A 23,150-nucleotide genomic window follows, 5' to 3' on the forward strand; every position below is an offset into this window, starting at 1 on the left:
GGAGGCGTTATGAGCGAGAACACGCCAACCCTGTGCCGGCGAGTGAGCCGCCTGCGGGTCTCTTTTCCTGCCAGAGAGCGCGCACGCGCGGCTTTGATCGGGATCAAAACCGCGCCGAAAGTCGAACAAGAATTGATGCGGTCAGCCGGCGGGCGACCTTGCCAGCCGGATCGCCTCGCTCAGGATCGCGCGGTCACCGATATGGTTGGCGAGCAGCAGCAAGAGCCTGGCGTTCATGCGCAGGGCCTCGTCCTCGCTGAGGTCGCGCTGGCCACCGATCAGCTCGGCATAGAAGTCGTCGGGATCGCGAATGTTCGGGGTGAGGGTGAGGCTCATGCTGCAAGCTCCTGCTGGGCCGCGGGGCGCCTGCCGCAGGCGCGCCGGACCGCATCCGTGATCGCGTCCCCGTCGAACTGCGGCCAGCGGGCGGTGACATATTGATCGGGGCGGAACAGATAGGTCGTGCCGGGCGAGGCGCCGTATCGCGCCGCGAGCAGGCCCTTGGGATCGGCGAGGTCGCGGCCGACGACGAGCACCCGCGCCGTGATGCCGTCGATGCTGAGCTGCTCGGCGGTGACGGCGTTGTCGAAGGTGACAACCGTGAAGCCCGAGCCGAGGCAGTTCAGGAACCAGCCGGGCTCGCCCGCGACCATCACCGGCGCGTCCGCGGCATTGATACCTGGCGTCATCGCGCCGGGTACGCTGCCGCCGTCAGGCGTGTTCAGGGACGATGCGGCATAGGGCGTCGGCGTCGACAGCCGGCCGCTGTTGACCAGCGGCCGCGCAAAGCTGTGGTGCTGCGCGAGGTCGAGCACGGCGTCGCGGAAGGTGCGGCTCGCTTGTGTCTTCGGCGTGATGAAGTCGGTCGCCCGCGTCGAGTTCAGGATGTTGTCGTCGGCCGCGTAAGCGCGTTCCTCGTGATAGCTGTCGATCAGGCTCTCCGGCGCCTCGCCGCGCAGCACCATTGCCAGCTTCCAGGCGAGGTTGTCGATGTCCTGCACGCCGGTGTTGGCGCCGCGGGCGCCGAAAGGCGACACCTGGTGCGCTGCGTCGCCGGCGAACAGCACGCGTCCCCGGCGGAAATTGTCGATCCTTCGGCAGGCGAACTGATAGATCGACACCCATTCGAGCTCGAACTCGGCGGTCTCGCCGAGCATCGCCCGGATGCGCGGGATCACGCGCTCGGGCTTCTTCTCCTCGTCCGGATTGGCGTCCCAGCCGAGCTGGAAGTCGATGCGCCAGATGTTGTCCGATTGGCGATGCAGCAGCACCGACTGTCCCGGATGGAACGGCGGGTCGAACCAGAACCAGCGCTCGGTGGGGAAGTCCGCCTTCATCCTGACGTCGGCGATCAGGAAGCGGTCCTGGAAGAACTGGCCGGTGAACTCGGCGCCAACCATCCGGCGGGTGTCGGAATTGGCGCCGTCGCAGGCGATCACCCATTGCGCCTCCATGGTGAAGATGCCGTCGGGCGTCTCCACCGCGAGCTGCGCGCAATCCTCGCTCTGCTTCAGGCTGACGAGGCGATGCTTCCAGCGCAGATCGACCAGCGGGCTCCTGCTGCAGGCGTCGACCAGGATCTCCTCCAGATAGTATTGCTGCAGGTTGATCATCGCCGGCCAGCGATGGTCGGGCTCGGGCAGCAGGTCGAACTGATAGGAGAGCTGGTCGCGGAAGAACACCTTGCCGATGTTCCAGCTCACGCCTTTCTCGACCATCGGCGCGGCGCAGCCGAGCCGGTCCCAGATCTCCAGCGGGCGCTTGGCGTAGCACACCGCGCGGGAGCCGATGCTGACGGTGTCGTTGTCGTCGAGCACGACCACCGGCTGGCCGCGGGCGGCGACATCGAGCGCCGCGGTGAGGCCGATCGGCCCGGCGCCGATCACGACGATCGGATGGCGGCGGGTCTCGCCGCTGCGCTGCTCCGCCGAGCAGACATAGGGAAATCGCGGATAGACATAGTTGCTCATGGCTGCCTCGCCTGGCGCGTTGCGGTCGGGACTGTCGGAACGAGCAATCGCTCAGTCGCTGCCGGCGAATTCCTTCTCGTGCATCCAGGCGGTGTGCCGCGGCGGCTTCCTGGTCGTGGCCCATTCGTCGACCATGGCGTGGGCGACCGACTTCATCCGCGTGATCTGCTCCGGCGTCGCGGTCCAGGCCGCGATCTCCAGCCGGTGGCCGCTCGGATCATGGAAATAGATCGACTTGAAGATGGTGTGGTCGGTGATGCCGACGACGTCGAGACCGGCGGCCTCGGCGCGGGCCTTGGCTTCCTCGAGCTCCTCCATGTCCTTCACCTGGAAGGCGATGTGCTGGGTCCATTCCGGCGTGTTCGGATCGCGCCCCATCGGCGGCGAGTTCGGCAGCTCGAAGAAGGCGAGGATGTTGCCGTTCCCGGCATCGAGGAAGATGTGCATGTAGGGATCTGGCGCCTTGGTCGAGGGCACCTTGTCCTCGGCGATCGCGCCCAGCAGGTCCATGTTGAGGACCTTCTTATAGAACTCGACGGTGGCCTTGGCGTCGACGCAGCGATAGGCGACGTGATGAATCTTCTCGATCTGCACGATGGTCCTCCCATGATCATTGTTGGCAGGATAGTAACGAATGATACGATTGTGTGGCTTTGATCCAGATCAACCCGATGTGGATCTGATCGAGGTCGCCGGGACGAGCGCCTGGAACGGACGAAGGCAGGGGATGCGATGACGAAGGTGGCCAACGAGACCCGCGGCCGGACAAATGGAGAGGGGGCCGCCGAGCCCGAGCTTCGGCTGCAGCGCTATTTTCCCTACCGGCTTGCCCGGCTCGCCGAGCAGGTGTCGCTGGCGGTGGCGAAGGTCTATGCCGACCGCTTCGCGCTGTCGCGCCAGGAATGGCGGATCCTGGCGGCGCTCGGCGAGCAGCCGCGGCTGCCGACCAAGGAGATCGGCCGGCTGACGACTCTCGACAAGATGAATGTCAGCCGCGCCATGCAGAGCCTGGAGGCCCGCGGCATCGTCAGCCGGAGCCGCGATCCCGCGGACGGCCGCGAGCGGATCGTGGCGTTGACGGCTGCCGGCAGAGGGCTGTACCGCAGGATCGTGCCCCATGCGCTGGCGCGCGAGGCCGATCTGCTGAGCGTGCTTTCGGCCGCCGAGATCGCGACCCTCGACACGGTCATCGACAAGCTGCTCGCGGCCGCCGAACGATCGGTCGACGATCCCCCTGGCCGAAAGGCTTGATCGGTGCCGCCGCCGCGCTATATCGACGGTCTCTCTCCACCCCTGATAGCATGGGCCAACGTACGACGATGACCGACACCGCCACCGTTAGCCATTCCTTCCAGGCCGAAGTCTCCGAGCTGCTCCATCTGATGGTGCATTCGGTCTACTCCGAGACCGACATTTTCCTGCGCGAGCTGATTTCGAACGCCTCGGACGCCTGTGACAAGCTGCGTTACGAGGCGATCGCCAGACCCGATCTGATCGGCGACGGCGAGCCGCCGCAGATCCGCATCATCCCGAACAAGGCCGCTGATACGCTGACCATTGCCGACAGCGGCATCGGCATGGAGCGCCAGGAGCTGATCGACCATCTCGGCACCATCGCCCGCTCCGGCACCAAGGCGTTCGTGCAGAAGCTGGCCGAGGCCAAGGACGGCACCGGCCTGATCGGCCAGTTCGGCGTCGGCTTCTATTCGGCCTTCATGGTCGCCGACCGCATCCAGGTGATCAGCCGCCGCGCCGGCGGCGGCGAGGTCTGGACCTGGACCTCGTCGGGCGGGGCGGGCTTCGAGGTGGCGCCCGCGTCAGAGGAGGATGCCAAGCGGGTTGCGCGCGGCACCGAGATCGTGCTGCACCTCAAGGACGACGCGAAGAAATATCTCGAAACCTATGAGATCGAGCGCATCGTCACCGCCTATTCCGACAACATCCAGTTCCCGATCATGCTGGTGCAGGAGGAGGGCGAGCCGCGCCAGATCAACTCCGCCAGCGCGCTGTGGCAGCGCTCCAAATCCGAGCTGACGCCGGAGGACTACAGCAAGGCCTACAAGTCGATCGCGCATGCGTTCGACGAGCCGGCGATGACGCTGCACTACCGCGCCGAGGGCCGCTATTCCTATGCCGTGCTGCTGTTCGCGCCCTCGACCAAGCCGTTCGACCTGTTCGAGCCGGCGCGCAAGGGCAAGGTCAAACTCTATGTCCGCCGCGTCTTCATCACCGACGACGCCGACCTGATGCCGGCGTACCTGCGCTTCATCCGCGGCGTGATCGACAGTGAGGATCTGCCGCTCAATCTGTCGCGCGAGATGCTGCAGAACAATCCGCAGCTGGCGCAGATCCGAAAAGCCGTGACGACGCGGGTGATCAGCGAGCTGGAGCAGCTTGCCGACAAGGACGCCGAGAACTTCGACAAGATCTGGGATTCGTTCGGCGCCGTGATCAAGGAAGGCCTGTACGAGGATTTCGAGCGTCGCGACAAGCTGCTGGCGCTGTCGCGCTTCACCACGACATCGGGCGAGCGGCGCTCGCTGAAGCAGTATGTCGAGGGTCTCAAGGAGAACCAGACCGAGATCTATTTCCTGGTCGGCGACAGCATCGAGCGGCTGAAGTCCAATCCGCGGCTCGAGGCCGCCAAGGCGCGTGGCGTCGAGGTGCTGCTGCTCACCGATCCGGTCGATGCGTTCTGGACCTCGGCGCGGCTGGAGTTCGACGGCAAGCCGCTGAAGTCGCTGAGCCAGGGCGACATCGATTTCGACCCGATCCCGGTGACGGAGCCGAAGTCTGAGGATGAGGCGCAGCCGGCGGCCGACGAGGCCAACACGATCGCGCTGATCAAGGCGAGCCTCGGCGAGCACGTCACCGACGTCAAGGTGTCGACGCGGCTCACCACCAGCGCGTCGTGCCTGGTGGCCGGCAGCCATGGTCCCGATCGCGAGCTGGAGCGCATCCTGTCGCAGCAGGCGCGCGGCGCGCGCACCAAGCCGATCCTCGAGATCAATCTGCGCCATCCGCTGGTCGTGGCGGTCGCCAAGGCCGCCGCCGACAAGGCCAGGGTCGACGACCTGTCGTTCCTGCTGCTCGAGCAGGCGCAGATACTCGACGGCGAACTGCCGGAGGATCCGGCCGCCTTCGCGGCCCGTCTCAACCGGCTGGTGCTGAAGGGCGTCGCGGGGGCCTGAGGCAGGCGGGTCGCCGGGCGCGGAGGTCAGTTCTTCGCGCTCACCTGCGGCACCAGCTTGCGCCAGTGCATGATCTCGGCGCGGTAGGTCGCGGTGTAGACGCCGACGTCGCCGATGAGCGGCGTGGCGCCGACCTCGGCGAACTGCCTGCTGATGTCGGGATCGGCCAGCGCGGCGTTGATCTCGCGGTTGAGCAGCTCGACGATGGCTTTCGGCGTGCCGTGCGGCACGGCGACACCATAGAAGCCGGAGGTTTCGAACGCCGGCAGCACGTCGGCGACCGGCGGCAGATCGGGGAAGGCGGCGGCGTGCTCGCGCGTCGTGACGGCCAGCGCCCGGACCTTGCCGCTGCGCAAAAGGTCGACGGCGGAAGCGGCGTTGTCGAACATCGCGTGGATGTGGCCGGAGGCGAGGTCGGTCAGGGCCGGACCCGAGCCACGATAGTGCACAGTCGACCACGTGAGGCCGCCGAGTGTCCGGAACAGCTCGGCCGACAGCAGCTGGACGGTGCCGGGACCGGCGGAGCCGACGCTGAGCTTGCCCGGGTTGGCCTTGGCATAGGCCAGGAATTCGGGCAGCGTCTTGACAGGCAGCTGCCGGCTGACCAGCAGCAGCAGCGGCATGCGCGCCATGCCGGCGACCGGGATGAGATCGCCGTCGGCGCCGGGCGAGTCGTCGGTCGAGGCGGTGATGACGTTGGCGGTCGAGGTCGCAAGAATCGTATAGCCGTCCGGCGCGGCGCTCGCGACGCTCTTGGTGGCGGTCGCGCCGCCCGCACCCGGCCGGTGATCGAGCACGAAGGGCTGGCCCAGGCGGCGGGTCAGCCGGTCGCAGATCAGGAGCGACAGCCGGCCGGTGGCTCCACCCGGGGCAAACGGAATGACCCAGGTGACCGGCTGAGCCGGATAGGGCGCATCAACTCCGGCGAACGCCGTGGTCGAAGTCATGGCTGCAACACTGCTCCAGGCGGCGCAGCGCAGCAATGCGCGTCGTGTCATCGTGTCCTTGGGCATGCCGGCCTTCGCGTTGGCATGTTCTGGGAGCGGTACGCTAACCGGCATTTCCGAGAACTTCGTAAAGGATCGCATTCGCATCAACAGCCACGCACTCTCGGCCGGTTAACCCTCCCGATTAACGGCTGGTGAGGCCACACCGCCTATAAGCACGCCGAATTGGGGTGAGGGCGTTCATGAACTCCGGGCCGTTGGATCGATCTGTGGAACTCAGCACGGCCTCTCGGAGCCCGTCGGCGGCGAAGATCTGGTTGAGAGCGATCGAGCTGACCTCGCGCATCGAGGCAGAGCCCACGCGGCTGTTCGCCGACGTGGTGGACGACTGGGCTGCGAAGCAGCCCGAACGGCCGGCGCTGATCTCCGATCGCGAGACGCTGAGCTATTCCGCCCTGTCTGCGCGCATCAGCCGATACGCCCGCTGGGCGTTGGCCAACGGCATCGGGCCTGGCCACACGGTCGCCTTGATGATGCCGAGCCGGCCCGACTACTTGGCCGCCTGGCTCGGGATCAGCCGCGTCGGCGGTCTTGTTGCGCTCATCAACGCCAATCTCATCGGACCGTCGCTCGCGCATTGCATCAATGTGGCCCGGCCAATCCATGTGATCGTCTCCAAGGACTTCCACGAAGCCTATACGGAGGTTGCGCAGTTGATCGCGGGCGGGCCGCGTGTCTGGTTTGCCGACGGCGGCGATCTCGACGTCGCGATCGCCGCGATGGATACGCACGCGCTCGACCCAACCGAGCGCCGCGCTGTGACGATCAACGACCGCGCGCTGCTGATCTACACCTCCGGCACGACGGGCCTGCCCAAGGCCGCCAGCATCAGCCATCGCCGCATCATGAACTGGGGCGGATGGTTTGCCGGCCTCACCGGCGCAGGTCCCGACGATCGCCTCTATGACTGTCTGCCGGTCTATCATTCCGTCGGCGGCATCGTCGCGCCCTGCAGCATGCTGCGCGCCGGGGGAGCCGCGGTGCTCGCCGAGAAATTCTCGGCGCGCAATTTCTGGCGCGACATCGTCCGTCACGATTGCACGCTGCTGCAATATATCGGCGAGCTCTGCCGCTATCTGCTGGCCGACGCGCCGTCCGATTTCGACCGCGCCCATCGGCTGCGGCTCGCCTGCGGCAACGGCATGCGCGGTGACGTCTGGGAGGCGTTCCAGGCGCGTTTCCGCATTCCTCAGGTGCTGGAATTCTATGCCGCGACCGAAGGCAACTTCTCGCTCTACAATGTCGAGGGCAGGGTGGGATCGATCGGGCGCGTGCCGTCGCTGCTCGCGCATCGCTTTCCCGCCGAAATCATCAAGCTGGACGCCGACCAGCGCGCACCCCTGCGCGGAGCTGACGGACGGTGCCTCGTCTGCACGCGCGGCGAGATCGGCGAGGCCATTGGCCGCATCGGTACGGCGGACAAGGGAGGCGGTCGCTTCGAAGGCTATACCGATACGGGCGAGACGGAGAAGAAGATCCTGCGCGACGTCTTCGAGAAGGGCGATGCCTGGTTCCGCACCGGTGACCTGATGCGCCAGGACGACCAGGGCTTCTTCTATTTCGTCGATCGTCTCGGCGACACCTTCCGCTGGAAGGGCGAGAACGTCGCGACCAGCGAGGTGAACGAGGCGATCCTGCAATGTCCCGGCGTGTTGGAAGCATCGACCTATGGTGTTGTCGTGCCGGGGACCGATGGGCGCGCCGGGATGGCCGCGCTCGTCGTCGGCGACAGCTTCGATCTCGATCGTCTCTCCGTCGAACTTGCCCGAAGGTTGCCGTCCTACGCGCGGCCGGTGGCGCTCCGCATCACGTCGTCGCTGCAGTCGACCGAAACATTCAAGCAGAAGAAGCAGGAGCTGATGCGCGACGGCTTCGATCCGTCGGTCGTGCACGAGCCGCTCTACGTGCGAGACGCCGGGACAGGTGCATATTACCCGCTCGATCGCGATCTGCATGCGCGGATCCTCGCCGGCGAGGTTCGTTTGTAGGTGATTTTAATCATAGGCCATGATGGGCATTTACCAACGGTCCCGAAACATCGCGGGCCAGTCCGGGTTCCTTCACCTTCTGGCCCTATGGTCGGTTTCATCGTTTGAACAGTGAGCGGATTGGCCCATGTCGGTACGGTTAAGAATCATTGCAGCGATCAAGCAGATTGCGGAAGAACAGAAGGTCAAGCTGCCGCCGCTGACCGACGAGCTGACGTTGCATGAGACCGGCTTCGACTCGCTCGCTTTCGCCATCCTGGTCGCCCGTCTCGAGGACGATCTCGGCGTCGATCCGTTCACCCTGTCCGAGGATGTGACGTTCCCCAACACGATAGGCGACTTCATCGGGGCCTATGAGAATGTCCCCGCGTGAGATCTTCGCCCTTCGCGACCATCTCGGGACCGCGCTGACCGAACGGACGATCTCCGATCCGCGTCACGTCATATCGCTCGCCGAGCTCTCGCGCGGGAGCTGCCTCGGCAGCCGCACCGAAGAGCTCAACGGACGTTCGGTGCTGCTGGCGACCTCCGGCCAGCTCCTCGCCGGCCTTGCGCTGATCGAGATCGATGGCGTCGCACGACGTCTCCTGTTGTGTCCGCCGGATCTCAAGGGCGAGCATCTCGCCAGCATCATTGCCGATGCGGACATCGACGCCATCGTGACCGATGAGGTCCAGCGTTTCGACGCCTGCGGCGTCGATCTCGTGATCGAGGTCGCCCTGCCGCAGCCTTCTGCCGCGGTCGTGCAGACGGTGCGCGCCACCGAATGGCTGATGCTGACATCGGGTACATCGGGCGTGCCAAAGATTGTCGGGCATACGCTGGACGGTCTGTGCGGCGCGATCGTCGGCGACCGTCCGGTACCTGGCGAAGCCATGCCGGTGTGGGCGACGTTCTACGACATCCGCCGCTATGGCGGCCTGCAGATCTTCCTGCGCGCCATCGTCGGCGGCGGCTCCATGGTATTGTCGGATCCGGGCGAGGGACTATCGGACTACGTCGCGCGTCTCAACGCACGCGGCGTTACGCACATGTCCGGAACGCCGTCGCATTGGCGCAAGCTGCTGATGAGTGGGGCAGTGGAAGGCTTCGCGCCGCGCTATGTGCGTCTCTCCGGCGAGATCGCCGACCAGGCCGTGCTCGATGGATTGAAGCTGGCATTCCCCCACGCTTCGATCGGTCATGCCTACGCCTCGACCGAGGCCGGCGTCGGCTTCGCCGTCAATGATGGGCTGGAGGGCTTTCCTGCGACGCTGCTTGGCGAAGGCCGCGGGGCCGTCGACATGAAGGTCGCCGACGGCTCGCTGCGCATTCGCTCCAAGCGCGCCGCGCACGCCTATGTCGGACGCGCTGCGGCCGCCCTGACCGATACGGATGGTTATGTCGATACCGGTGACATGGTCGAGCTGCGCGGCGATCGCTACTACTTCGTCGGGCGCCGCAACGGCATCATCAATGTCGGCGGGCTCAAGGTCCATCCGGAAGAAATCGAGGCCGTGATCAATGGCCATCCCGAGGTGCGGATGTCGCGCGCCAAGTCGCGGCGCAGCCCGATCACCGGCGGCATCGTCGTCGCCGAGGTCGTGCTGACGGCGGATGCCGATCCGGCGCGGAGTGAGACGGTTCGCAATGAGATTTTCGCCGCGTGCCGCGCGCGTCTCGCGGCCCACAAGGTGCCGGCGATGATCCGCGTCGTGCCGGCGCTCGACGTCACACCGGCCGGCAAGCTGGCGCGCGCCGATGCATAATGTTCTCGTCACCGGCGGCAGCCGTGGCATCGGGCTCGCCATTGCGCGCAGGCTCGCAGGAGCGGGCTATGACGTCATCGCGGTGGCCCGCCGGGAGAGCGAGGAACTGCGCGACGCGATGGCCGAGTTCAGCGCCAGCAGCGCCGGCATTCATTTCCGCGCCTGCGACCTCAGCATCGTTGACGAGCTACCGGCCTTCGTGAAGTCGGTGCGCGACGAGTATGGTCCGCTCTACGGTCTCGTCAACAATGCCGGTCTCGGCACCGAAGGGCTGCTGGCGACCATGCACAATTCGGAGATCGAGGCCCTGGTGCGGCTGAACGTTCTGGCGCCGATGATCCTGACGAAATATGTCGTTCGCCACATGATGGCCGCGGGCGAGGGGCGGGTGATCAACATCTCCTCGATCATCGCCTCCACCGGCTACAACGGCCTGTCCGTCTACGGCGCGACCAAGGCGGCGGCCAACGGCTTCACGCGCTCGCTGGCGCGCGAGGTCGGCAAGGTCGGCATCACCGTGAATGCGATCGCACCGGGCTTCATCGCCACCGAGCTGACGCAGAGCATGGACGAGGAGCAGCAGCGGCGCATCGCCGGCCGCAGCGCGTTGCGGCGGCTGCCGGAAACGGATGACGTGGCGGCGATGGTTGAATTCCTGCTCGGCGATGGCGGGCGCAATGTCACCGGCACCGTGCTGACGGTCGATGCAGGCAATACCGCCTGAGCCATTTGCGGCGATCGGTCGCTCTCGCCGTTGATTTCGCTCAAGGGTCCGACGGGCGGCAGCAGCGATAGTGCCGGCGCAATCCGGAACCGGTATCCATGTTCGAGCGCATTCTGCGGTGGACCCTCGTCGCGATCGCAATCGCGGGCCTCGCCGCGGGCGGCCTCGCGCATGTGCTCGGTCGCCCCGATCTTGCCGGGATCGCTTTTACGGCCTCGACCGTTCCGGTCATCCTGGGGCTGATCGTCTCGATCGTCCGCGATGTCCTGGCCGGCCGAATCGGCGTCGACGCGATCGCGCTGGTGTCGATGAGCGCGGCGATCATCCTCGGCGAGCCGCTGGCCGGCGCTGTCGTGGCGCTGATGTATTCCGGCGGCAATGTGCTGGAGGACATTGCCGTCGCCCGCGCCGAGCACGATCTGCGCGCGCTGGTCGATCGCGCGCCGCGCGAGGCACATCGCCGCCGTGGCGACCAGATCGACAACGTTCCGATCGCCAGCGTCGCGGTCGGTGATCGCCTGATGGTCCGCGCCGGCGAGATCGTCCCGGTCGATGGCATGGTCGAAGCGACCATCGCGGTCGTCGACGAGTCGGCGCTCACGGGGGAGCCGATCCCGGTGACGAAGACGCGCGGGATGGCGATCCTGTCGGGATCGGTGAATGCCGGCGACACGTTCGAAATGGCGGTCACCGCCACTGCGGGCGAAAGCACCTATGCCGGCATCGTCAAGCTGGTGACGACGGCCCAGACCGCGAAGGCGCCGTTCGTGCGGCTGGCCGACCGCTATGCCCTGATCTTCCTGCCCGTCAGCCTCGCCATCGCCGGGGCCGCCTATTTGGCCTCGGGCGATGTGATCCGGAGTCTTGCCGTGCTGGTGGCGGCAACGCCGTGCCCGCTGATTCTCGCCGCACCCGTCGCTTTCATTGCCGGGGTGGCGCAGGCGGCCCGAAGCGGCATTCTGGTCAAAGGCGGCGGCAAGCTCGAGGCGCTCGCGCGTGCGCACACCGTGCTGTTCGACAAGACGGGCACGCTGACCGTCGGCGGCGCGCGGCTGCTGTCGGTCGACGCCGCGCCGGGCGAGGACGCCGATGCGGTGCTGCTGCTCTGCGCATCGCTCGAGCAGGCCTCGCACCACGTGGTGGCGCACGCGATCGTTCAGGCCGGCCAGGCGCGCGGGCTGAAGCTGAAGGTGCCCGAACAGGTCAGGGAAACCATGGGCTCGGGCCTCGAAGGTCTGATCGATGGCCGCCCTGTGATGGCCGGCTCGCGCGACCTCGTGCTCGGCAGCCGGACGCCGCCGCCCTGGGCGGCGCGCGCGATCCGCCGGGCGTCGTGGCGGTCGGCGCTGATCGTCTTCGTTGCGATCGAGGGGCGCCCGATCGGGGCGCTGCTGCTGGCGGACGAACTGCGCGCGGATACGCCGCGCGCGATCCGCTGGCTCCGCGAGGCCGGCATCGCGCGCATGGTCATGGTGACCGGGGACCGCGCCGCGGCCGCCCAGGCGATCGGCGCGGCGCTCGACCTCGACGCCGTGCTGGCGGACCGTGTCCCCTCCGACAAGGTGGAGGCGGTCAAGAGCGAGCAGCGGCTGCATCCCACCATCATGGTGGGCGACGGCATCAACGATGCTCCGGCGCTGGCCTCCGCCGACGTCGGCATCGCGCTCGGCGCCCGTGGTGCCAGCGCCTCGTCGGAAGCCGCCGACGTGGTCATTCTCGCCGATCGGCTCGATCGGGTCGGCGAGGCGATCGTGATCGCGCAGCGCGCCCGACGCATCGCCCTGGAGAGCATCTTCGTCGGCATGGGCCTGTCGTTCGTGGCGATGGGGGCCGCGGCCTTCGGCCTGCTGCAGCCGGTGCCTGCGGCCCTGGTCCAGGAAGCCATCGACGTCGCCGTCATCCTCAACGCGCTCCGCGCTCTGTTTCCGGCCGGCCGCAGCAAAGCCGGCCGGATCACGGCCGAAGACGGCCGAGGGCTCAGGCATGATCACCAGGCGCTGCTGCGCGGCCTCGACCGCCTGCGCGCGATCGTCGATGCGCTCGACGAAGCCCCGCCCGACGGCGCCGTGGTGCTGATCATGGAGGCGAACGGCGTGGTGCAGGACAAGGTCGTGGCGCATGAGCGCGACGACGAGGGCTCGGTCTATCCGAAGCTTGCTCGCCTCCTGCAGGAGAGCCATGGCCTGTCGGCAATGAGCCGCGCGCATCGCGAGATCCTGCATCTGGCGCGCCTGCTCGGCCGGCTGGTCGAGGATCTGCCGTCCGAGCATGTGGACCGCTATCTGATCCGCGATGCGCAACGGGTGATCGAGGCGATCGAGACGCTGGTCCGCATGCACACGGCGCAGGAGGACGACATCTACGAGGCCGTGGTGGCGCGCTCGGCCGCCTGAGCCGTTCGCGTCAGCCTGGATGCCGCGGCAGGTCGATCCGTTCGTTGGCAAATTCCGCAGGACCTTCGATCAGGCGGCGGATCCGCCGCTCGCGCTCCTCGGCGGACAGGCTCGGATCGAGCATCCGATCGATCAGCCGGATCGCATTCTGCTCGATGGCGACGGGATCCCGCGACGTGGGCTGCCCGGCTGCGGCCGGCCGCGATGCATGCAGGCCGATCGTGAGCAACTGGCCGATGGCGTCGGAGCGTGTCATCTGGTGAGCCTCCGCCCAGGCGTCGATCTCGGCGGTGAGCTCCTGGGACAGCTTCACCGCGCTCACCGCATCATGTCCCAGCCGGACGGCCGGGCTGTGATCCCTGCGGACGTCGGAGAATGGCGTCATGTGTTTGCCGGACGTCATCTGCCTGTTGATCATATCAGCCTAAAGTATACGGGAGGGACGGGGATTTGATTTCGATCAAGGACGGCTTAAGAAAGCGACCTTCTCGCGACGGTTCCGCCGCCGGATGCCACGCGTGCCGCTGCCGCCAGGCAGGCCACGGAGCGCAATACCGTAGACAGTCAGCAAGCCCATGCGATTCCTCCACACCTTCCAGGTCTTCGACTTCCTCGACACGCTCGTGAGCCTGTTCACGGCGTTCGTGCTGGGCACGCTGATCGGTGCCGAGCGGCAATACCGGCAGCGCAGCGCCGGCCTGCGCACCAACGTGCTGGTCGCCGTCGGCGCGGCCGCCTTCGTCGACCTCGGCAACCGCCTGACCGGCGCCGACGGCGCGGTGCGGATCATCGCCTATGTGGTGTCGGGCATCGGCTTCCTCGGCGCCGGCACGATCATGAAGGAGGGCATGAACGTCCGCGGCCTCAACACCGCCGCGACGCTGTGGGCGTCCGCCGCGGTCGGCGCCTGCGCCGGCGCCGACCTGATCGCGCAGTCGGTGGCGCTGACGGTGTTCGTGCTGGCCGGCAACACCTTGCTGCGGCCGCTGGTCAATGCGATCGATCGCATCCCGCTCAATGCGCAGACCTCGGAGGCGAACTACGAGATCGTCCTGACCACCGACGGGCTGCGCGCCGCCGAGCTGCGCGAGGCGCTCGACGAGCGGCTGGAGGCGGCCAAATACCCGGTGCGGGAGACCGAGGTTGTCTATCGCTCCGAGGACATCGTCGAGATCATCGCGACGCTGGTGCCGCTCGCGGTCGATACGGTCGATCTCGACCGCGTCGTGTCCGAGCTGGCGAAGCTTGCCGGGGTCCGTCATGCGACTTGGAACGTCAGAGCGCTGGTGTGACGGCATTGGCGGACCAGCATCGCCGCGCCGGCGGCGGGGCGCTCGCCACACCTCGTGGCTGGCTGCCGCCGGCGACGGTCGCAAGCTCCCCACCCACGTCATGGTTCGACATCCCCCAGCATCGCTCATCGCGCCCATGCGAGAGTTCCATGCCGCGTCTGAACCATCGCTGAATGCGATGGCAGCCGGTCGAGGCTCTGCCGTCAATGCCCGCCGCGGGCGAAGATCTCGTAGAAGCCGAGCACGATCTCGCAGGCGATCAGGATGACGACGATGACCTCGAGCCGCAGCGAGCGCTTGGTGTCGATGATGTCGGCGAGCGTGGTCGCCGTCTCCGCGATCACCGCGAGCTTGCGGTTGAGGGTGTCCTCCCGCTCCTTCAGCTCATACTCGTCCTCGAGCCGTGCATAGAGCCGTTCCAGATCGGGCCGGTCCCACAACACGTCCGGCTTCTCGCCGACCGCCACGCGGCCGGAGACGCGGTGCTGCACCAGCAGCGCCTCGCCGAGCAGCTTGAGCATCGCCACCCGGCTCTTCGATGTTCGCCCCAGCAGCGCCAGCTCGCGCGCGAACGGCTCGATCGTGTCGAACACGTTGGCGATCTCGCGCTCGCTGCGGCCGAGCACGACGCTCTTGGCCAGCGCATCGGCGACGATGAGCAGCCGCTCCAGCGACAATTCCTTGACCAGGACCGGGCCGCCGACCGGGATCGGCTCGTCGGATTCGCGCGCGACCTGGACCTTGGCCGTCTCTTCCTCGTGCGGCGCGATCGGGCCGAACAGTCGCGCGCTCAGCCGGTCGAGGAAGTTGATCTCCTCCGCCACCGACAGGCCGATGAAGACGACGACGCCGTAGCGGAAGACCACGGCGATACCCGTCTCGCCGATGCGGACCGCCAGCGGCGTCGCCGACAGCACTTGGCCCTCGAAGCCGGCGGTATTGATGCGGTCCGCGATCTGGAGCGCGCGGGCGGCGAGTTGTGGAACGGGTGAGGCGTCGGCCATGATGGCGATAGGCTAGCACGTCAATGCCGATGGAACGATAACGCGGTGCAATCCGTCAGGCGACACGTCCGCTGCCGAATATCGTTGCCTGAACCCGCTTGACAGGAAAGAACGTAGCTCCTCATTGGACGCGCACCCCGGACGGATGCCTCTCAATGTCGAAGACCAGCGCTGCGGACTACTATGCCTCGATTCCGGTGTTTCGCGGCTTCGCGCGCCTGATGGAGCCGCAGCTCTACCAGCCGGTGCCGGATGACTGGCTGATCGGCACGGCTGACATCGTCGAGTCGACCAAGGCGATCGCCGACAGGCGCTACAAGGCGGTCAACATGGCCGGGGCGGCGGTCATCGCCGCGGTCACCAATGCCTTGGAAGGGCGCGAATTCCCATTCGTGTTCGGGGGCGACGGCGCGAGCTTCGCCGTCAGCCCGGATGACGAAGCGGCCGCGCGCGAGGCCCTTGCCGCGACCGCGACCTGGGTCAGGGAGGATCTCGATCTCGCGATGCGTGTCGCCCTGGTGCCGGTGAGCGCGATCCGCGCGCAGGGCCTCGACGTCCGCGTGGCGCGCTACGGTCCGTCGGCCAACCTGTCCTACGCGATGTTCGCAGGCGGCGGACTGGGCTGGGCCGAGGCCGCGATGAAGCGGGGCGAGTTCGCGATTCCGCCGGCGGCGTCCGGTGCGCAGCCCGATCTGTCCGGGCTGTCGTGCCGGTTCGAGGAGATCCCGGCGGCACGCGGCCTCATCCTGTCGGTGCTGGTGCTGCCGGCCCCCGGCGCCGATGCGCAGGCCTATCGCAAGGTGATCGAGGAGATCATCACCCTGACCGAACGCAGCCCCGATGCCGGGCGGCCGGTGCCGGCCGGCGCGCCGGCGCTGCGATGGCCGCCGCAGGGATTCGGCTACGAAGTCCGCGCCGCGCGCGGACCGCTGTTGTCGCGCTGGGCCCGCGTGCTCGGACGGACGCTGTTCGTCTATGCCGTGATGCGGTTCAACATCAGCATCGGCGGCTTCGTGCCGGATCTCTACAAGCAGCAGGTGGTCGAGAATTCCGACTTCCGCAAATATGACGATGCGCTGCGCATGATCCTCGACTGCACCGACGAGCTCGCGCAGGACTTGGAGCGCCGGCTTGGCGCGGCGGCGTCGCGCGGCATCGTCCGCTACGGGCTGCATCGCCAGGATGCCGCGATGATGACCTGCTTCACGCCGTCCGCGATCCGGCCGGATCACGTCCACTTCATCGACGGCGCGCGAGGCGGCTACGCGTCGGCTGCGACCGCGTTGAAGGCCGCGGTCGCCTGAGCGCTGATCAGCGCGCGCGGGTCCAGGTCTCGCCGCCGCACAGCGATCCGACGCAGCCTTCCACCTTCAGCGTGTCCGGGCCGGAGACGGAGATGTGGCTGGTGTAGCTCTGGCCGTCATCGGCGTTATAGATCTTGCCGGACCATTTGTTCGGCCCCTCCGCGTGAACGCCTTCGAACAGTTGCAGGCCGATGATCGGGCGGTTGGCAAGCGCGCGATTCGGATTCTTGTTGTCGACGGCCGGCTTGCCGGTGTCGGTGTCCATCGGCTCCTTCAGCCACACGACGGTGCCGCAGAGACCGGCGCCGCATTTGGCGACCTTGATCCTGGCGTCGCCGGCCTGGGTCAGCCAGGTGCCGGTCGGATCATCGGCAGCCAAAGCGGGCTGCGCCATCACGACGGTCGCCAGCGCAAGACCAGCCAAACGCAATTTCCAAATCATCTTACCCCCCGTTGAAGCCGCGTTTCCATAACAGCAAACGGCGCAGTTGCAATCGCAGAGCAGCGGTTGTCCAAAGCGGGATCATCACGATCAGGTGCATCGCCGACGGAACGTCTCAATCCCTTGCTCGGTTGTCTCATGCACTGGAAATGGCTTTGACTGCCGCGACAAACTCCATTGTCGTCCCGGCCTGGTGCGCAATTGCGCACGCGGCGCCGGGACCCATACCACCAGGGAGGGGTTTGAGGCAGACTGGTCATTGGCATTGTGCCCATCACGTCCGCCGCGGCGTATGGGTCCCGGATCGGCGCCGCGACGCGCTGGCGCGCGTCACGGCTTGTCCGGGACGACAGCGGTGGGTTTGGCGGATTTACGACTCAAACAGCTGATGACAGGGCCGGGACACGGCAGCGCGGCCTCGCGGCATGTGATGCCCGAGTGCTGCGATCCATGTGGCCCTCTTGAAAGTGCGGAGGGCGCAGGGAATGCCGGGTGAAGGCCTCACCCATGGCCCGCCTGCGAAAAAAATGCAGGCGGCAGGTACCACAGGCAAAGCCGAACACTCCGGCATTCCCTGCGCGACGGTCTTCACGCTTATACGCAGTCTCCCTGGTGCGCCGGGCTTGTTGGCCACCATGCCGCGACCATGCTTGCGCATTGCGCGGGTGACACCAGCGTCGGGGTGTCAGGACGCTGCGACTTCACGTCCGCGAGGTATCGTTCGTCCGCATCCTCGTCGAAGAGAATGCTGCGATCTCTCGCGGCCATCGCATCCCCACCTCGCGTGTCGTGACGATCGCGCGCTACGCCCCTCTGCGGTGAGGCGGGATGCACGGAGATAATCATGATTTCCGATAATGCGCAAGTGAATTATTTTTTCCAGAAGTTGCGCCGGGCGCTGCGCTGTCGTCCCGGTCGGGACATGGTTTGGACTGCCGCGACAAACTCCGCTGTCGTCCCGGCGAACGCCGGGACCCATACCCCCAGGGAGCGGTTTGAGGCACGCTGGCCGTTGGCCTTTCGCGTCTCGCAACCGCCGCGGCGTATGGGTCCCGGATCGGCGCCGCGACGCGCTGGCGCGCGTCACGGCTTGTCCGGGACGACAGCGGAAGGGAGAACGGATTTACGATTCAAACAAGGGAGGGGAGAACGGAGTCACCACGGCAATCCGCAGAGGTCGATGGTGCCGCGGGTCGGCGCGGTGCGCTTGACGTCGTGGACCAGCGCGGACAGCCGGTCGAAGCGGATGCGGCCCTGCTCGGGCTGCTCGGCGTAGACGTCGCCGTCGAACGGGATGAAGCCTCTCGCCGTGTAGAAGGGGATGCGATCCGCCGCGCAGAACAGCACGGCGTAGTTGATCGAGTCCTCGTGCCGCAGGGTCTGGATCGCCGCGTTCAGTCCCACCGTGGCGAGGCCGCGGTTGCGCATGTCGGGACGCGTCAAAACGCCGCCGATGCCGGCGACATTGACGTTCTGGCCGTTCCACTTCACGAGTCGGCGATAGATGCCGACATGGCACAGCACCTCGCCCCTGTCGTCCTGCACCAGCACCCGCAGGTCGGCATGCGCAAATGTGATACCAGCCCACGGCAAACCGGCGACCACCTCCGGCGGCCAAACCGCGTCGTAAAGCGGCTTGACCAGCGGCCAGGCGGCGTCATCATTCAATACGTCGATCTCGATGCTCATCAAAGCGGCTCGCTTTTTCCAAATTCACGGTGTTTTACGGTGTCGGAACCTTCTATAAGAAGGTCCCGTTAAATCCCGTCTTCCACAAGTTGCGGAACCGCCCCCATGACCTTTACGCTTCCCCCCCTGCCTTACGCCTATGAAGCCCTCGGACCCTACATGTCCAAGGAGACGCTCGAGTACCATCACGACAAGCATCATCAGGCCTATGTGACCAACGGCAACAATGCGATCAAGGGGACCGAATTCGAAGGCAAGTCCCTCGAGGAGATCGTCAAGGGCTCGTTCGGCAAGAACCCCGCCGTCTTCAACAATGCCGGCCAGCATTTCAACCACATCCATTTCTGGTCCTGGATGAAGCCGAATGGCGGTGGCTCCAAGCTGCCCGGCCGGCTCGAGAAGAAGATCGACGAGGATCTCGGCGGCTTCGAGAAGTTCAAGGCCGACTTCGCCGCCGCCGGCGTCGGCCAGTTCGGCTCGGGCTGGTGCTGGCTCTCGGTCAAGAACGGCAAGCTGGAGATCTCCAAGACCCCGAACGGCGAGAACCCGCTGGTGCACGGCGCGACCCCGATCCTCGGCTGCGACGTCTGGGAGCACTCCTACTACATCGACTATCGCAACCGCCGTCCCGACTATCTGAAGGCGTTCGTCGAGAATCTCATCAACTGGGACTACGTCGACGAGCTCTACGGCAAGGCTGTCTGATCGCTTATGATCCACGGAGGAGGGCGGTGAGCTCTAAGCTCGCCGCCCTTTTTCGTGACAGGATATTGACGCGACCGGTCCTTGCAAGCGAAGGCGCGTTTCGGCAAGAATTTTGCTGGTGAGGTGCGGAGGGTAGGGCATCCGTTCTCCGGCGCCGTGTGCAAGGTCAGGTTCTGTGAATCAATTGTTGGGCTATCTTCTCGTCTTCGTCGGCGGTGGCTGCGGCGCCTCGCTCCGGCACGCGATCAACATGGCGAGCGCCCGCGCGCTCGGCACCGATTTTCCGTGGGGCACCTTCATCATCAACATCACTGGCTCCACCGTGATGGGGCTGATCGCCGGCTACCTCGCCTTCAAGGGCGGCGCCTCTCAGCATTGGCGGCTGTTCCTGATGACCGGCATCCTCGGCGGCTACACGACCTTCTCGGCATTCTCGCTCGATACCGCGCTGCTCTATGAGCGCGGCGCACCGGGGCTGGCGGCGTTGTATGTGCTGGGCTCGGTCGGCATCTCCATCGCCGGCCTGTTCGGCGGCCTGGCGCTGGTGCGGGTCTTGAGCTGAGGCATCTTCGGCTCCCGCTGGCGCTAATGGCCCCGGAAACATTCCGGGCCTCATGGTTCGAGACGCGCCTTTCGGCGCTCCTCACCATGAGGGGCAGCTTCGTAGCCAGCGTGGCACGTTGATCGGAAACAGCGTGTTGACGGCGCGAGGGCCGCTGCGATCTGCTCAGTCCAGTCCAGAGTGCGAACCTTCGCTCCTCACCCTGAGGAGCCCGCCGCAGGCGGGCGTCTCGAAGGGCGAGGCCCGCACGAGCGGGCGTCAATGGTGACGGCCTTGCATAGCGCGCCGCCGGTGGACAGGGGTGATGTTATAATGTAACATTATAACGAAATGACCCAGTCCGCGCTCCAGAGCCACGATCACAGCCATGCGCATGGCGCGCACGGGCATGGCCACGGCCACAATCACGCCCACGGTCATGGTCCGGGCGCGCCGCATCCGGCGCAGCCGGCGTCCTGGTCGATCCTGCGGATGCCCGTGACGACACGGCTGGGGGCCGCGATCGCGGCCAGCGCGGTGCTCTGGGTCATCGTCATCATGGCGATGCGGTGAGGATGGCGATGGTGCAGCTGCAGTTCCGGGACGTCACGCTCGGCTATGACCGGCACCCGGCCGTGCATCATCTTTCGGGCGACGTGGCGGAGGGCGCGCTGCTGGCCGTGATCGGTCCCAACGGCGCCGGTAAATCGACCTTGTTCCGCGGCATCGTCGGCCTGTTGAAGCCGCTCGCCGGCAGCATCACGGCCGCCGGCCTCAAGCCGCGCGAGATCGCCTATCTGCCGCAGATCGCCGACATCGACCGCTCTTTCCCGATCTCGGTGTTCGATTTCGTCAGCACCGGACTGTGGCGCAGCACCGGCATGTTCGGCGGCATCGGCGCGGCCGCGCGCGAGAAGATCGCCCGGGCCATCGCCGCCGTCGGCCTCACCGGCTTCGAGGGCCGCGGCATCGGCACGCTGTCGGGCGGCCAGATGCAGCGCATGCTGTTCGCGCGCGTGCTGCTGCAGGATGCCCGCGTGATCGTGCTCGACGAGCCGTTCAACGCGATGGATTCCAAGACCTCGGCCGACCTTCTGCAACTGATCGAGCACTGGCATGGCGAGCGGCGCACCGTGCTGGCGGCGCTGCACGACATGGACATGGTGCGCGCGCATTTCCCGCAGACCCTGCTGCTGGCGCGCGAGGCCGTGGCCTGGGGGCCGACGGCGGAGGTGCTGACAACGGACAATCTCGCGCAGGCGCGCCGGATGTGCGAGGCGTTCGACGACGCCGCCGCGCCCTGCGTGCCCGCGCCAGCCTCCAAGGCGGCATGATGCTGCGCGAGGTGCTGTTCGCTCCGTTCTCGGATTTCGAGTTCATGCGCCGCGCGCTCGCCGCGGTCATCGCGCTGTCGCTCGGCTCCGGACCGATCGGCGTCTTCCTGATGCTCAGGCGCATGAGCCTGGTCGGCGACGCCATGGCGCATGCGATCCTGCCGGGAGCCGCGATCGGCTTCCTACTGTCGGGGCTCAATCTGTTCGCGATGACGACCGGCGGGCTGATCGCAGGCTTCGCCGTGGCGCTGCTGTCGGGCCTGGTGTCGCGCTCGACCGGGCTGAAGGAGGACGCGTCGCTCGCGACCTTCTATCTGGCGTCACTGGCGATCGGTGTCACCATCGTCTCGGTCAAGGGCACCAATATCGATCTGCTGCACGTGCTGTTCGGCAACATCCTGGCGATGGACGATCCGACCCTGCTGATGGTGGCCTTCAATGCCACGCTCACCCTGGTCGTGCTCGCCGTGATCTATCGCCCGCTGGTGGTCGAGAGCGTCGACCCGCTGTTCCTGCGCACCGTCAGCCGCGCCGGCGCGCCGGCGCACCTGATCTTCCTCGGCCTGATCGTGGTCAACCTCGTCAACGGCTTCCAGGCGCTCGGCACCTTGCTCGCGGTCGGCCTGATGATCCTGCCGGCGGGCATCGCCCGGTTCTGGTCGCGCGACGTCACGCCGATGATCTGCATCGCCGTCACCTCCGCGATCGTCTCCGGCTATGTCGGCCTGGTGCTGTCGTTCCAGACCCGCATTCCCTCGGGGCCAGCGATCATCCTGGTCGCGTCGCTCCTCTATCTCGGCTCGGTGCTGTTCGGACGCGTGGGCGGCGTGCTTCCGCAACTGTTTCCGGGACGTCACCTCGAAGCCTGAAGTCCATCCCCATGAAACGTTTGCTGTCCGTCCTCACTCTGCTGCTGTCGCTCGTCGCCCCCGCATCGGCCGAGACCCGGCTGAACGTCGTCACCAGCTTCTCGATCCTCGCCGACTTCGTCCGCCAGGTCGGCGGCGACAAGGTCAGTGTCGCCTCGCTGGTCGGGCCGGACAGCGACGTGCACGTCTACACGCCGACGCCGCATGATGCGAAGGACGTCGGCGCGGCGCGGCTGCTGATCGTCAACGGCCTCGGGCTGGAGGGCTGGCTGCCGCGGCTGCAGCAGGCCTCCGGCAGCAAGGCGCCGATCATCACGGCCACGCAGGGCATCAGCCCGCGCAAGCGCGGCACGGATGCCGATCCGCATGCCTGGCAGTCGGTCGGCAATGCCAAGGTCTACGTACGGAATATCCGCGACGCGCTGGTGGCGGCCGACCCCGCAGACGCGGAGGTCTTCAAGGCCAATGCGGAGCGCTACCTCGCCGAGCTCGATGCGCTCGACCGCGAGGTCCGCGCCGAGATCGACAAGATCCCGGCCGAGCGGCGCAAGGTGATCTCGACCCATGACGCCTTCGGCTATTTCGCCGATGCCTATGGCGTCGCCTTCATCGCCCCGCTCGGCGTCTCCACCGAGACCGAGCCCTCGGCCCGCGACGTCGCCGAGATCATCCGCCAGGTGAAAAAAACAGGGATTCCGGCCGTCTTCCTGGAGAATTTCAACGATGACCGGCTGGTCGGCCGGATCGCCGCCGAGACCGGCGCCACGATCGGCGGTACGCTGTATTCCGACGCCCTGAGCGATGAAAAGGGCCCCGTTCCCACTTACATTGCCATGGTCAGGCACAATATAAGGGCCTTGACGAGCGCGCTGGTCCGTTAGGGTTTTCAAGCCCTCGCGGCCAGCGCTTTTGAGCCATTTTCGATGCGATCTGAGGTTTTCGGAGTGAG

At 66.6% G+C, this 23,150-nt stretch carries 23 protein-coding genes; 15 read left to right on the forward strand and 8 right to left on the reverse strand.

All coding sequences use genetic code 11. The features are described from left to right. Positions 1-141: 141 nt before the first annotated feature. The 3 genes from ACQR1H_RS04970 to ACQR1H_RS04980 are packed head-to-tail and all read right to left on the reverse strand — an operon-like array spanning position 142 to position 2,564. Complete coding sequence (locus tag ACQR1H_RS04970; protein WP_434907236.1) at positions 142-336, reverse strand: DUF2783 domain-containing protein; 195 nt, start codon at positions 334-336, stop codon at positions 142-144. After that, positions 333-1,970, reverse strand: coding sequence for an FAD-dependent oxidoreductase (locus tag ACQR1H_RS04975; protein ID WP_434907237.1), 1,638 nt, complete (start codon positions 1,968-1,970; stop codon positions 333-335). Before ACQR1H_RS04975 ends, ACQR1H_RS04970 begins: the two co-directional genes overlap by 4 nt. Before the next feature lie 51 nt (positions 1,971-2,021). Beyond that, entirely contained in the window at positions 2,022-2,564 is a 543-nt protein-coding gene (locus tag ACQR1H_RS04980) for a VOC family protein (protein ID WP_315802694.1), read from the reverse strand. A 138-nt stretch (positions 2,565-2,702) separates the two neighbouring features. Between ACQR1H_RS04980 and ACQR1H_RS04985 the strand changes: the two genes are divergently transcribed. Further along, positions 2,703-3,221: a MarR family winged helix-turn-helix transcriptional regulator gene (locus tag ACQR1H_RS04985; protein ID WP_434907238.1), complete on the forward strand. Its 519-nt coding sequence runs from the start codon at positions 2,703-2,705 to the stop codon at positions 3,219-3,221. A gap of 68 nt (positions 3,222-3,289) precedes the next feature. Then, on the forward strand, positions 3,290-5,161 hold the full coding sequence (gene htpG / locus ACQR1H_RS04990; RefSeq protein WP_434907239.1) for a molecular chaperone HtpG: 1,872 nt from the start codon (positions 3,290-3,292) through the stop codon (positions 5,159-5,161). A 26-nt stretch (positions 5,162-5,187) separates the two neighbouring features. Here the strand turns inward: htpG and ACQR1H_RS04995 are convergent, their stop codons facing one another. Further along, positions 5,188-6,174: a Bug family tripartite tricarboxylate transporter substrate binding protein gene (locus ACQR1H_RS04995; RefSeq protein ID WP_434873561.1), complete on the reverse strand. Its 987-nt coding sequence runs from the start codon at positions 6,172-6,174 to the stop codon at positions 5,188-5,190. Between the two features lie 176 nt (positions 6,175-6,350). On the opposite strand from ACQR1H_RS04995, the gene ACQR1H_RS05000 reads away from it, so the two are divergent. From ACQR1H_RS05000 to ACQR1H_RS05020, 5 genes are all read left to right on the forward strand, one after another. Next, the gene (locus ACQR1H_RS05000; RefSeq protein WP_434873560.1) at positions 6,351-8,156 is read left to right on the forward strand and encodes a long-chain-acyl-CoA synthetase; all 1,806 of its coding nucleotides are present in this window, start codon (positions 6,351-6,353) and stop codon (positions 8,154-8,156) included. A gap of 127 nt (positions 8,157-8,283) precedes the next feature. Then, on the forward strand, positions 8,284-8,529 hold the full coding sequence (locus ACQR1H_RS05005; RefSeq protein WP_315802699.1) for an acyl carrier protein: 246 nt from the start codon (positions 8,284-8,286) through the stop codon (positions 8,527-8,529). Further along, entirely contained in the window at positions 8,516-9,904 is a 1,389-nt protein-coding gene (locus ACQR1H_RS05010) for a class I adenylate-forming enzyme family protein (RefSeq protein WP_434873559.1), read from the forward strand. The genes ACQR1H_RS05005 and ACQR1H_RS05010 overlap by 14 nt, the downstream gene beginning before the upstream one ends. Continuing rightward, complete coding sequence (locus ACQR1H_RS05015; protein WP_434873558.1) at positions 9,897-10,628, forward strand: SDR family NAD(P)-dependent oxidoreductase; 732 nt, start codon at positions 9,897-9,899, stop codon at positions 10,626-10,628. Before ACQR1H_RS05010 ends, ACQR1H_RS05015 begins: the two co-directional genes overlap by 8 nt. Positions 10,629-10,726: 98 nt before the next feature. Then, positions 10,727-13,021, forward strand: a complete 2,295-nt coding sequence (locus ACQR1H_RS05020; RefSeq protein ID WP_434873557.1) for a heavy metal translocating P-type ATPase — start codon at positions 10,727-10,729, stop codon at positions 13,019-13,021. Positions 13,022-13,031: 10 nt separating this feature from the next. Here ACQR1H_RS05020 and ACQR1H_RS05025 read toward each other — a convergent pair whose 3' ends face one another. Then, complete coding sequence (locus ACQR1H_RS05025) at positions 13,032-13,439, reverse strand: hypothetical protein (protein ID WP_434839635.1); 408 nt, start codon at positions 13,437-13,439, stop codon at positions 13,032-13,034. A gap of 157 nt (positions 13,440-13,596) precedes the next feature. Here ACQR1H_RS05025 and ACQR1H_RS05030 point away from each other — a divergent pair, with 157 nt between their 5' ends. Continuing rightward, the gene (locus ACQR1H_RS05030) at positions 13,597-14,313 is read left to right on the forward strand and encodes an MgtC/SapB family protein (RefSeq protein ID WP_315802704.1); all 717 of its coding nucleotides are present in this window, start codon (positions 13,597-13,599) and stop codon (positions 14,311-14,313) included. A gap of 203 nt (positions 14,314-14,516) precedes the next feature. Here ACQR1H_RS05030 and ACQR1H_RS05035 read toward each other — a convergent pair whose 3' ends face one another. Then, positions 14,517-15,317, reverse strand: coding sequence for an RMD1 family protein (locus tag ACQR1H_RS05035; protein ID WP_434882751.1), 801 nt, complete (start codon positions 15,315-15,317; stop codon positions 14,517-14,519). 155 nt (positions 15,318-15,472) lie between these two features. On the opposite strand from ACQR1H_RS05035, the gene ACQR1H_RS05040 reads away from it, so the two are divergent. After that, on the forward strand, positions 15,473-16,621 hold the full coding sequence (locus tag ACQR1H_RS05040) for a DUF3095 domain-containing protein (RefSeq protein ID WP_316236774.1): 1,149 nt from the start codon (positions 15,473-15,475) through the stop codon (positions 16,619-16,621). Between the two features lie 7 nt (positions 16,622-16,628). Here ACQR1H_RS05040 and ACQR1H_RS05045 read toward each other — a convergent pair whose 3' ends face one another. Both ACQR1H_RS05045 and ACQR1H_RS05050 read right to left on the reverse strand, forming a co-directional pair. Beyond that, positions 16,629-17,063, reverse strand: a complete 435-nt coding sequence (locus ACQR1H_RS05045; protein WP_315802707.1) for a DUF2147 domain-containing protein — start codon at positions 17,061-17,063, stop codon at positions 16,629-16,631. Between the two features lie 1,155 nt (positions 17,064-18,218). Then, positions 18,219-18,752, reverse strand: a complete 534-nt coding sequence (locus ACQR1H_RS05050) for a GNAT family N-acetyltransferase (RefSeq protein ID WP_316217199.1) — start codon at positions 18,750-18,752, stop codon at positions 18,219-18,221. A gap of 105 nt (positions 18,753-18,857) precedes the next feature. Here ACQR1H_RS05050 and ACQR1H_RS05055 point away from each other — a divergent pair, with 105 nt between their 5' ends. The 6 genes from ACQR1H_RS05055 (at position 18,858) to ACQR1H_RS05080 (ending at position 23,082) form a co-directional block, all read left to right on the forward strand. Continuing rightward, a complete protein-coding gene (locus tag ACQR1H_RS05055; protein ID WP_315801788.1) occupies positions 18,858-19,457 on the forward strand; it encodes a superoxide dismutase in 600 nt (199 codons plus the stop codon). Positions 19,458-19,632: 175 nt separating this feature from the next. After that, entirely contained in the window at positions 19,633-20,019 is a 387-nt protein-coding gene (gene crcB / locus ACQR1H_RS05060) for a fluoride efflux transporter CrcB (RefSeq protein WP_315801789.1), read from the forward strand. 330 nt (positions 20,020-20,349) lie between these two features. Beyond that, positions 20,350-20,571: a hypothetical protein gene (locus tag ACQR1H_RS05065; protein WP_315801790.1), complete on the forward strand. Its 222-nt coding sequence runs from the start codon at positions 20,350-20,352 to the stop codon at positions 20,569-20,571. A gap of 2 nt (positions 20,572-20,573) precedes the next feature. Next, positions 20,574-21,332 carry a metal ABC transporter ATP-binding protein gene (locus ACQR1H_RS05070; protein WP_315801791.1) on the forward strand — a complete coding sequence of 253 codons (759 nt, stop codon included), beginning with the start codon at positions 20,574-20,576 and terminating at the stop codon, positions 21,330-21,332. Next, the gene (locus tag ACQR1H_RS05075; RefSeq protein ID WP_316236776.1) at positions 21,329-22,201 is read left to right on the forward strand and encodes a metal ABC transporter permease; all 873 of its coding nucleotides are present in this window, start codon (positions 21,329-21,331) and stop codon (positions 22,199-22,201) included. Before ACQR1H_RS05070 ends, ACQR1H_RS05075 begins: the two co-directional genes overlap by 4 nt. Before the next feature lie 11 nt (positions 22,202-22,212). Further along, entirely contained in the window at positions 22,213-23,082 is an 870-nt protein-coding gene (locus ACQR1H_RS05080) for a metal ABC transporter substrate-binding protein (protein WP_434882750.1), read from the forward strand. Positions 23,083-23,150: the final 68 nt, after the last annotated feature.

Origin of the sequence: Bradyrhizobium sp. HKCCYLRH2015 (genome assembly GCF_051168215.1) — a bacterium.
Classification (GTDB): Bacteria; Pseudomonadota; Alphaproteobacteria; order Rhizobiales; family Xanthobacteraceae; genus Bradyrhizobium.

Excerpts from the sequence above, each read along its gene's own strand:
- ACQR1H_RS04970 (WP_434907236.1), bottom strand. The coding sequence starts at position 336 with ATGAGCCTCACCCTCACCCCGAACATTCGCGATCCCGACGACTTCTAT.
- ACQR1H_RS04975 (WP_434907237.1), bottom strand. The coding sequence starts at position 1,970 with ATGAGCAACTATGTCTATCCGCGATTTCCCTATGTCTGCTCGGCGGAG.
- ACQR1H_RS04985 (WP_434907238.1), top strand. The coding sequence starts at position 2,703 with ATGACGAAGGTGGCCAACGAGACCCGCGGCCGGACAAATGGAGAGGGG.
- htpG (WP_434907239.1), top strand. The coding sequence starts at position 3,290 with ATGACCGACACCGCCACCGTTAGCCATTCCTTCCAGGCCGAAGTCTCC.
- ACQR1H_RS04995 (WP_434873561.1), bottom strand. The coding sequence starts at position 6,174 with ATGCCCAAGGACACGATGACACGACGCGCATTGCTGCGCTGCGCCGCC.
- ACQR1H_RS05000 (WP_434873560.1), top strand. The coding sequence starts at position 6,351 with ATGAACTCCGGGCCGTTGGATCGATCTGTGGAACTCAGCACGGCCTCT.
- ACQR1H_RS05005 (WP_315802699.1), top strand. The coding sequence starts at position 8,284 with ATGTCGGTACGGTTAAGAATCATTGCAGCGATCAAGCAGATTGCGGAA.
- ACQR1H_RS05010 (WP_434873559.1), top strand. The coding sequence starts at position 8,516 with ATGTCCCCGCGTGAGATCTTCGCCCTTCGCGACCATCTCGGGACCGCG.
- ACQR1H_RS05015 (WP_434873558.1), top strand. The coding sequence starts at position 9,897 with ATGCATAATGTTCTCGTCACCGGCGGCAGCCGTGGCATCGGGCTCGCC.
- ACQR1H_RS05020 (WP_434873557.1), top strand. The coding sequence starts at position 10,727 with ATGTTCGAGCGCATTCTGCGGTGGACCCTCGTCGCGATCGCAATCGCG.
- ACQR1H_RS05025 (WP_434839635.1), bottom strand. The coding sequence starts at position 13,439 with ATGATCAACAGGCAGATGACGTCCGGCAAACACATGACGCCATTCTCC.
- ACQR1H_RS05030 (WP_315802704.1), top strand. The coding sequence starts at position 13,597 with ATGCGATTCCTCCACACCTTCCAGGTCTTCGACTTCCTCGACACGCTC.
- ACQR1H_RS05035 (WP_434882751.1), bottom strand. The coding sequence starts at position 15,317 with ATGGCCGACGCCTCACCCGTTCCACAACTCGCCGCCCGCGCGCTCCAG.
- ACQR1H_RS05040 (WP_316236774.1), top strand. The coding sequence starts at position 15,473 with ATGTCGAAGACCAGCGCTGCGGACTACTATGCCTCGATTCCGGTGTTT.
- ACQR1H_RS05045 (WP_315802707.1), bottom strand. The coding sequence starts at position 17,063 with ATGATTTGGAAATTGCGTTTGGCTGGTCTTGCGCTGGCGACCGTCGTG.
- ACQR1H_RS05050 (WP_316217199.1), bottom strand. The coding sequence starts at position 18,752 with ATGAGCATCGAGATCGACGTATTGAATGATGACGCCGCCTGGCCGCTG.
- ACQR1H_RS05055 (WP_315801788.1), top strand. The coding sequence starts at position 18,858 with ATGACCTTTACGCTTCCCCCCCTGCCTTACGCCTATGAAGCCCTCGGA.
- ACQR1H_RS05065 (WP_315801790.1), top strand. The coding sequence starts at position 20,350 with ATGACCCAGTCCGCGCTCCAGAGCCACGATCACAGCCATGCGCATGGC.
- ACQR1H_RS05070 (WP_315801791.1), top strand. The coding sequence starts at position 20,574 with ATGGCGATGGTGCAGCTGCAGTTCCGGGACGTCACGCTCGGCTATGAC.
- ACQR1H_RS05075 (WP_316236776.1), top strand. The coding sequence starts at position 21,329 with ATGATGCTGCGCGAGGTGCTGTTCGCTCCGTTCTCGGATTTCGAGTTC.
- ACQR1H_RS05080 (WP_434882750.1), top strand. The coding sequence starts at position 22,213 with ATGAAACGTTTGCTGTCCGTCCTCACTCTGCTGCTGTCGCTCGTCGCC.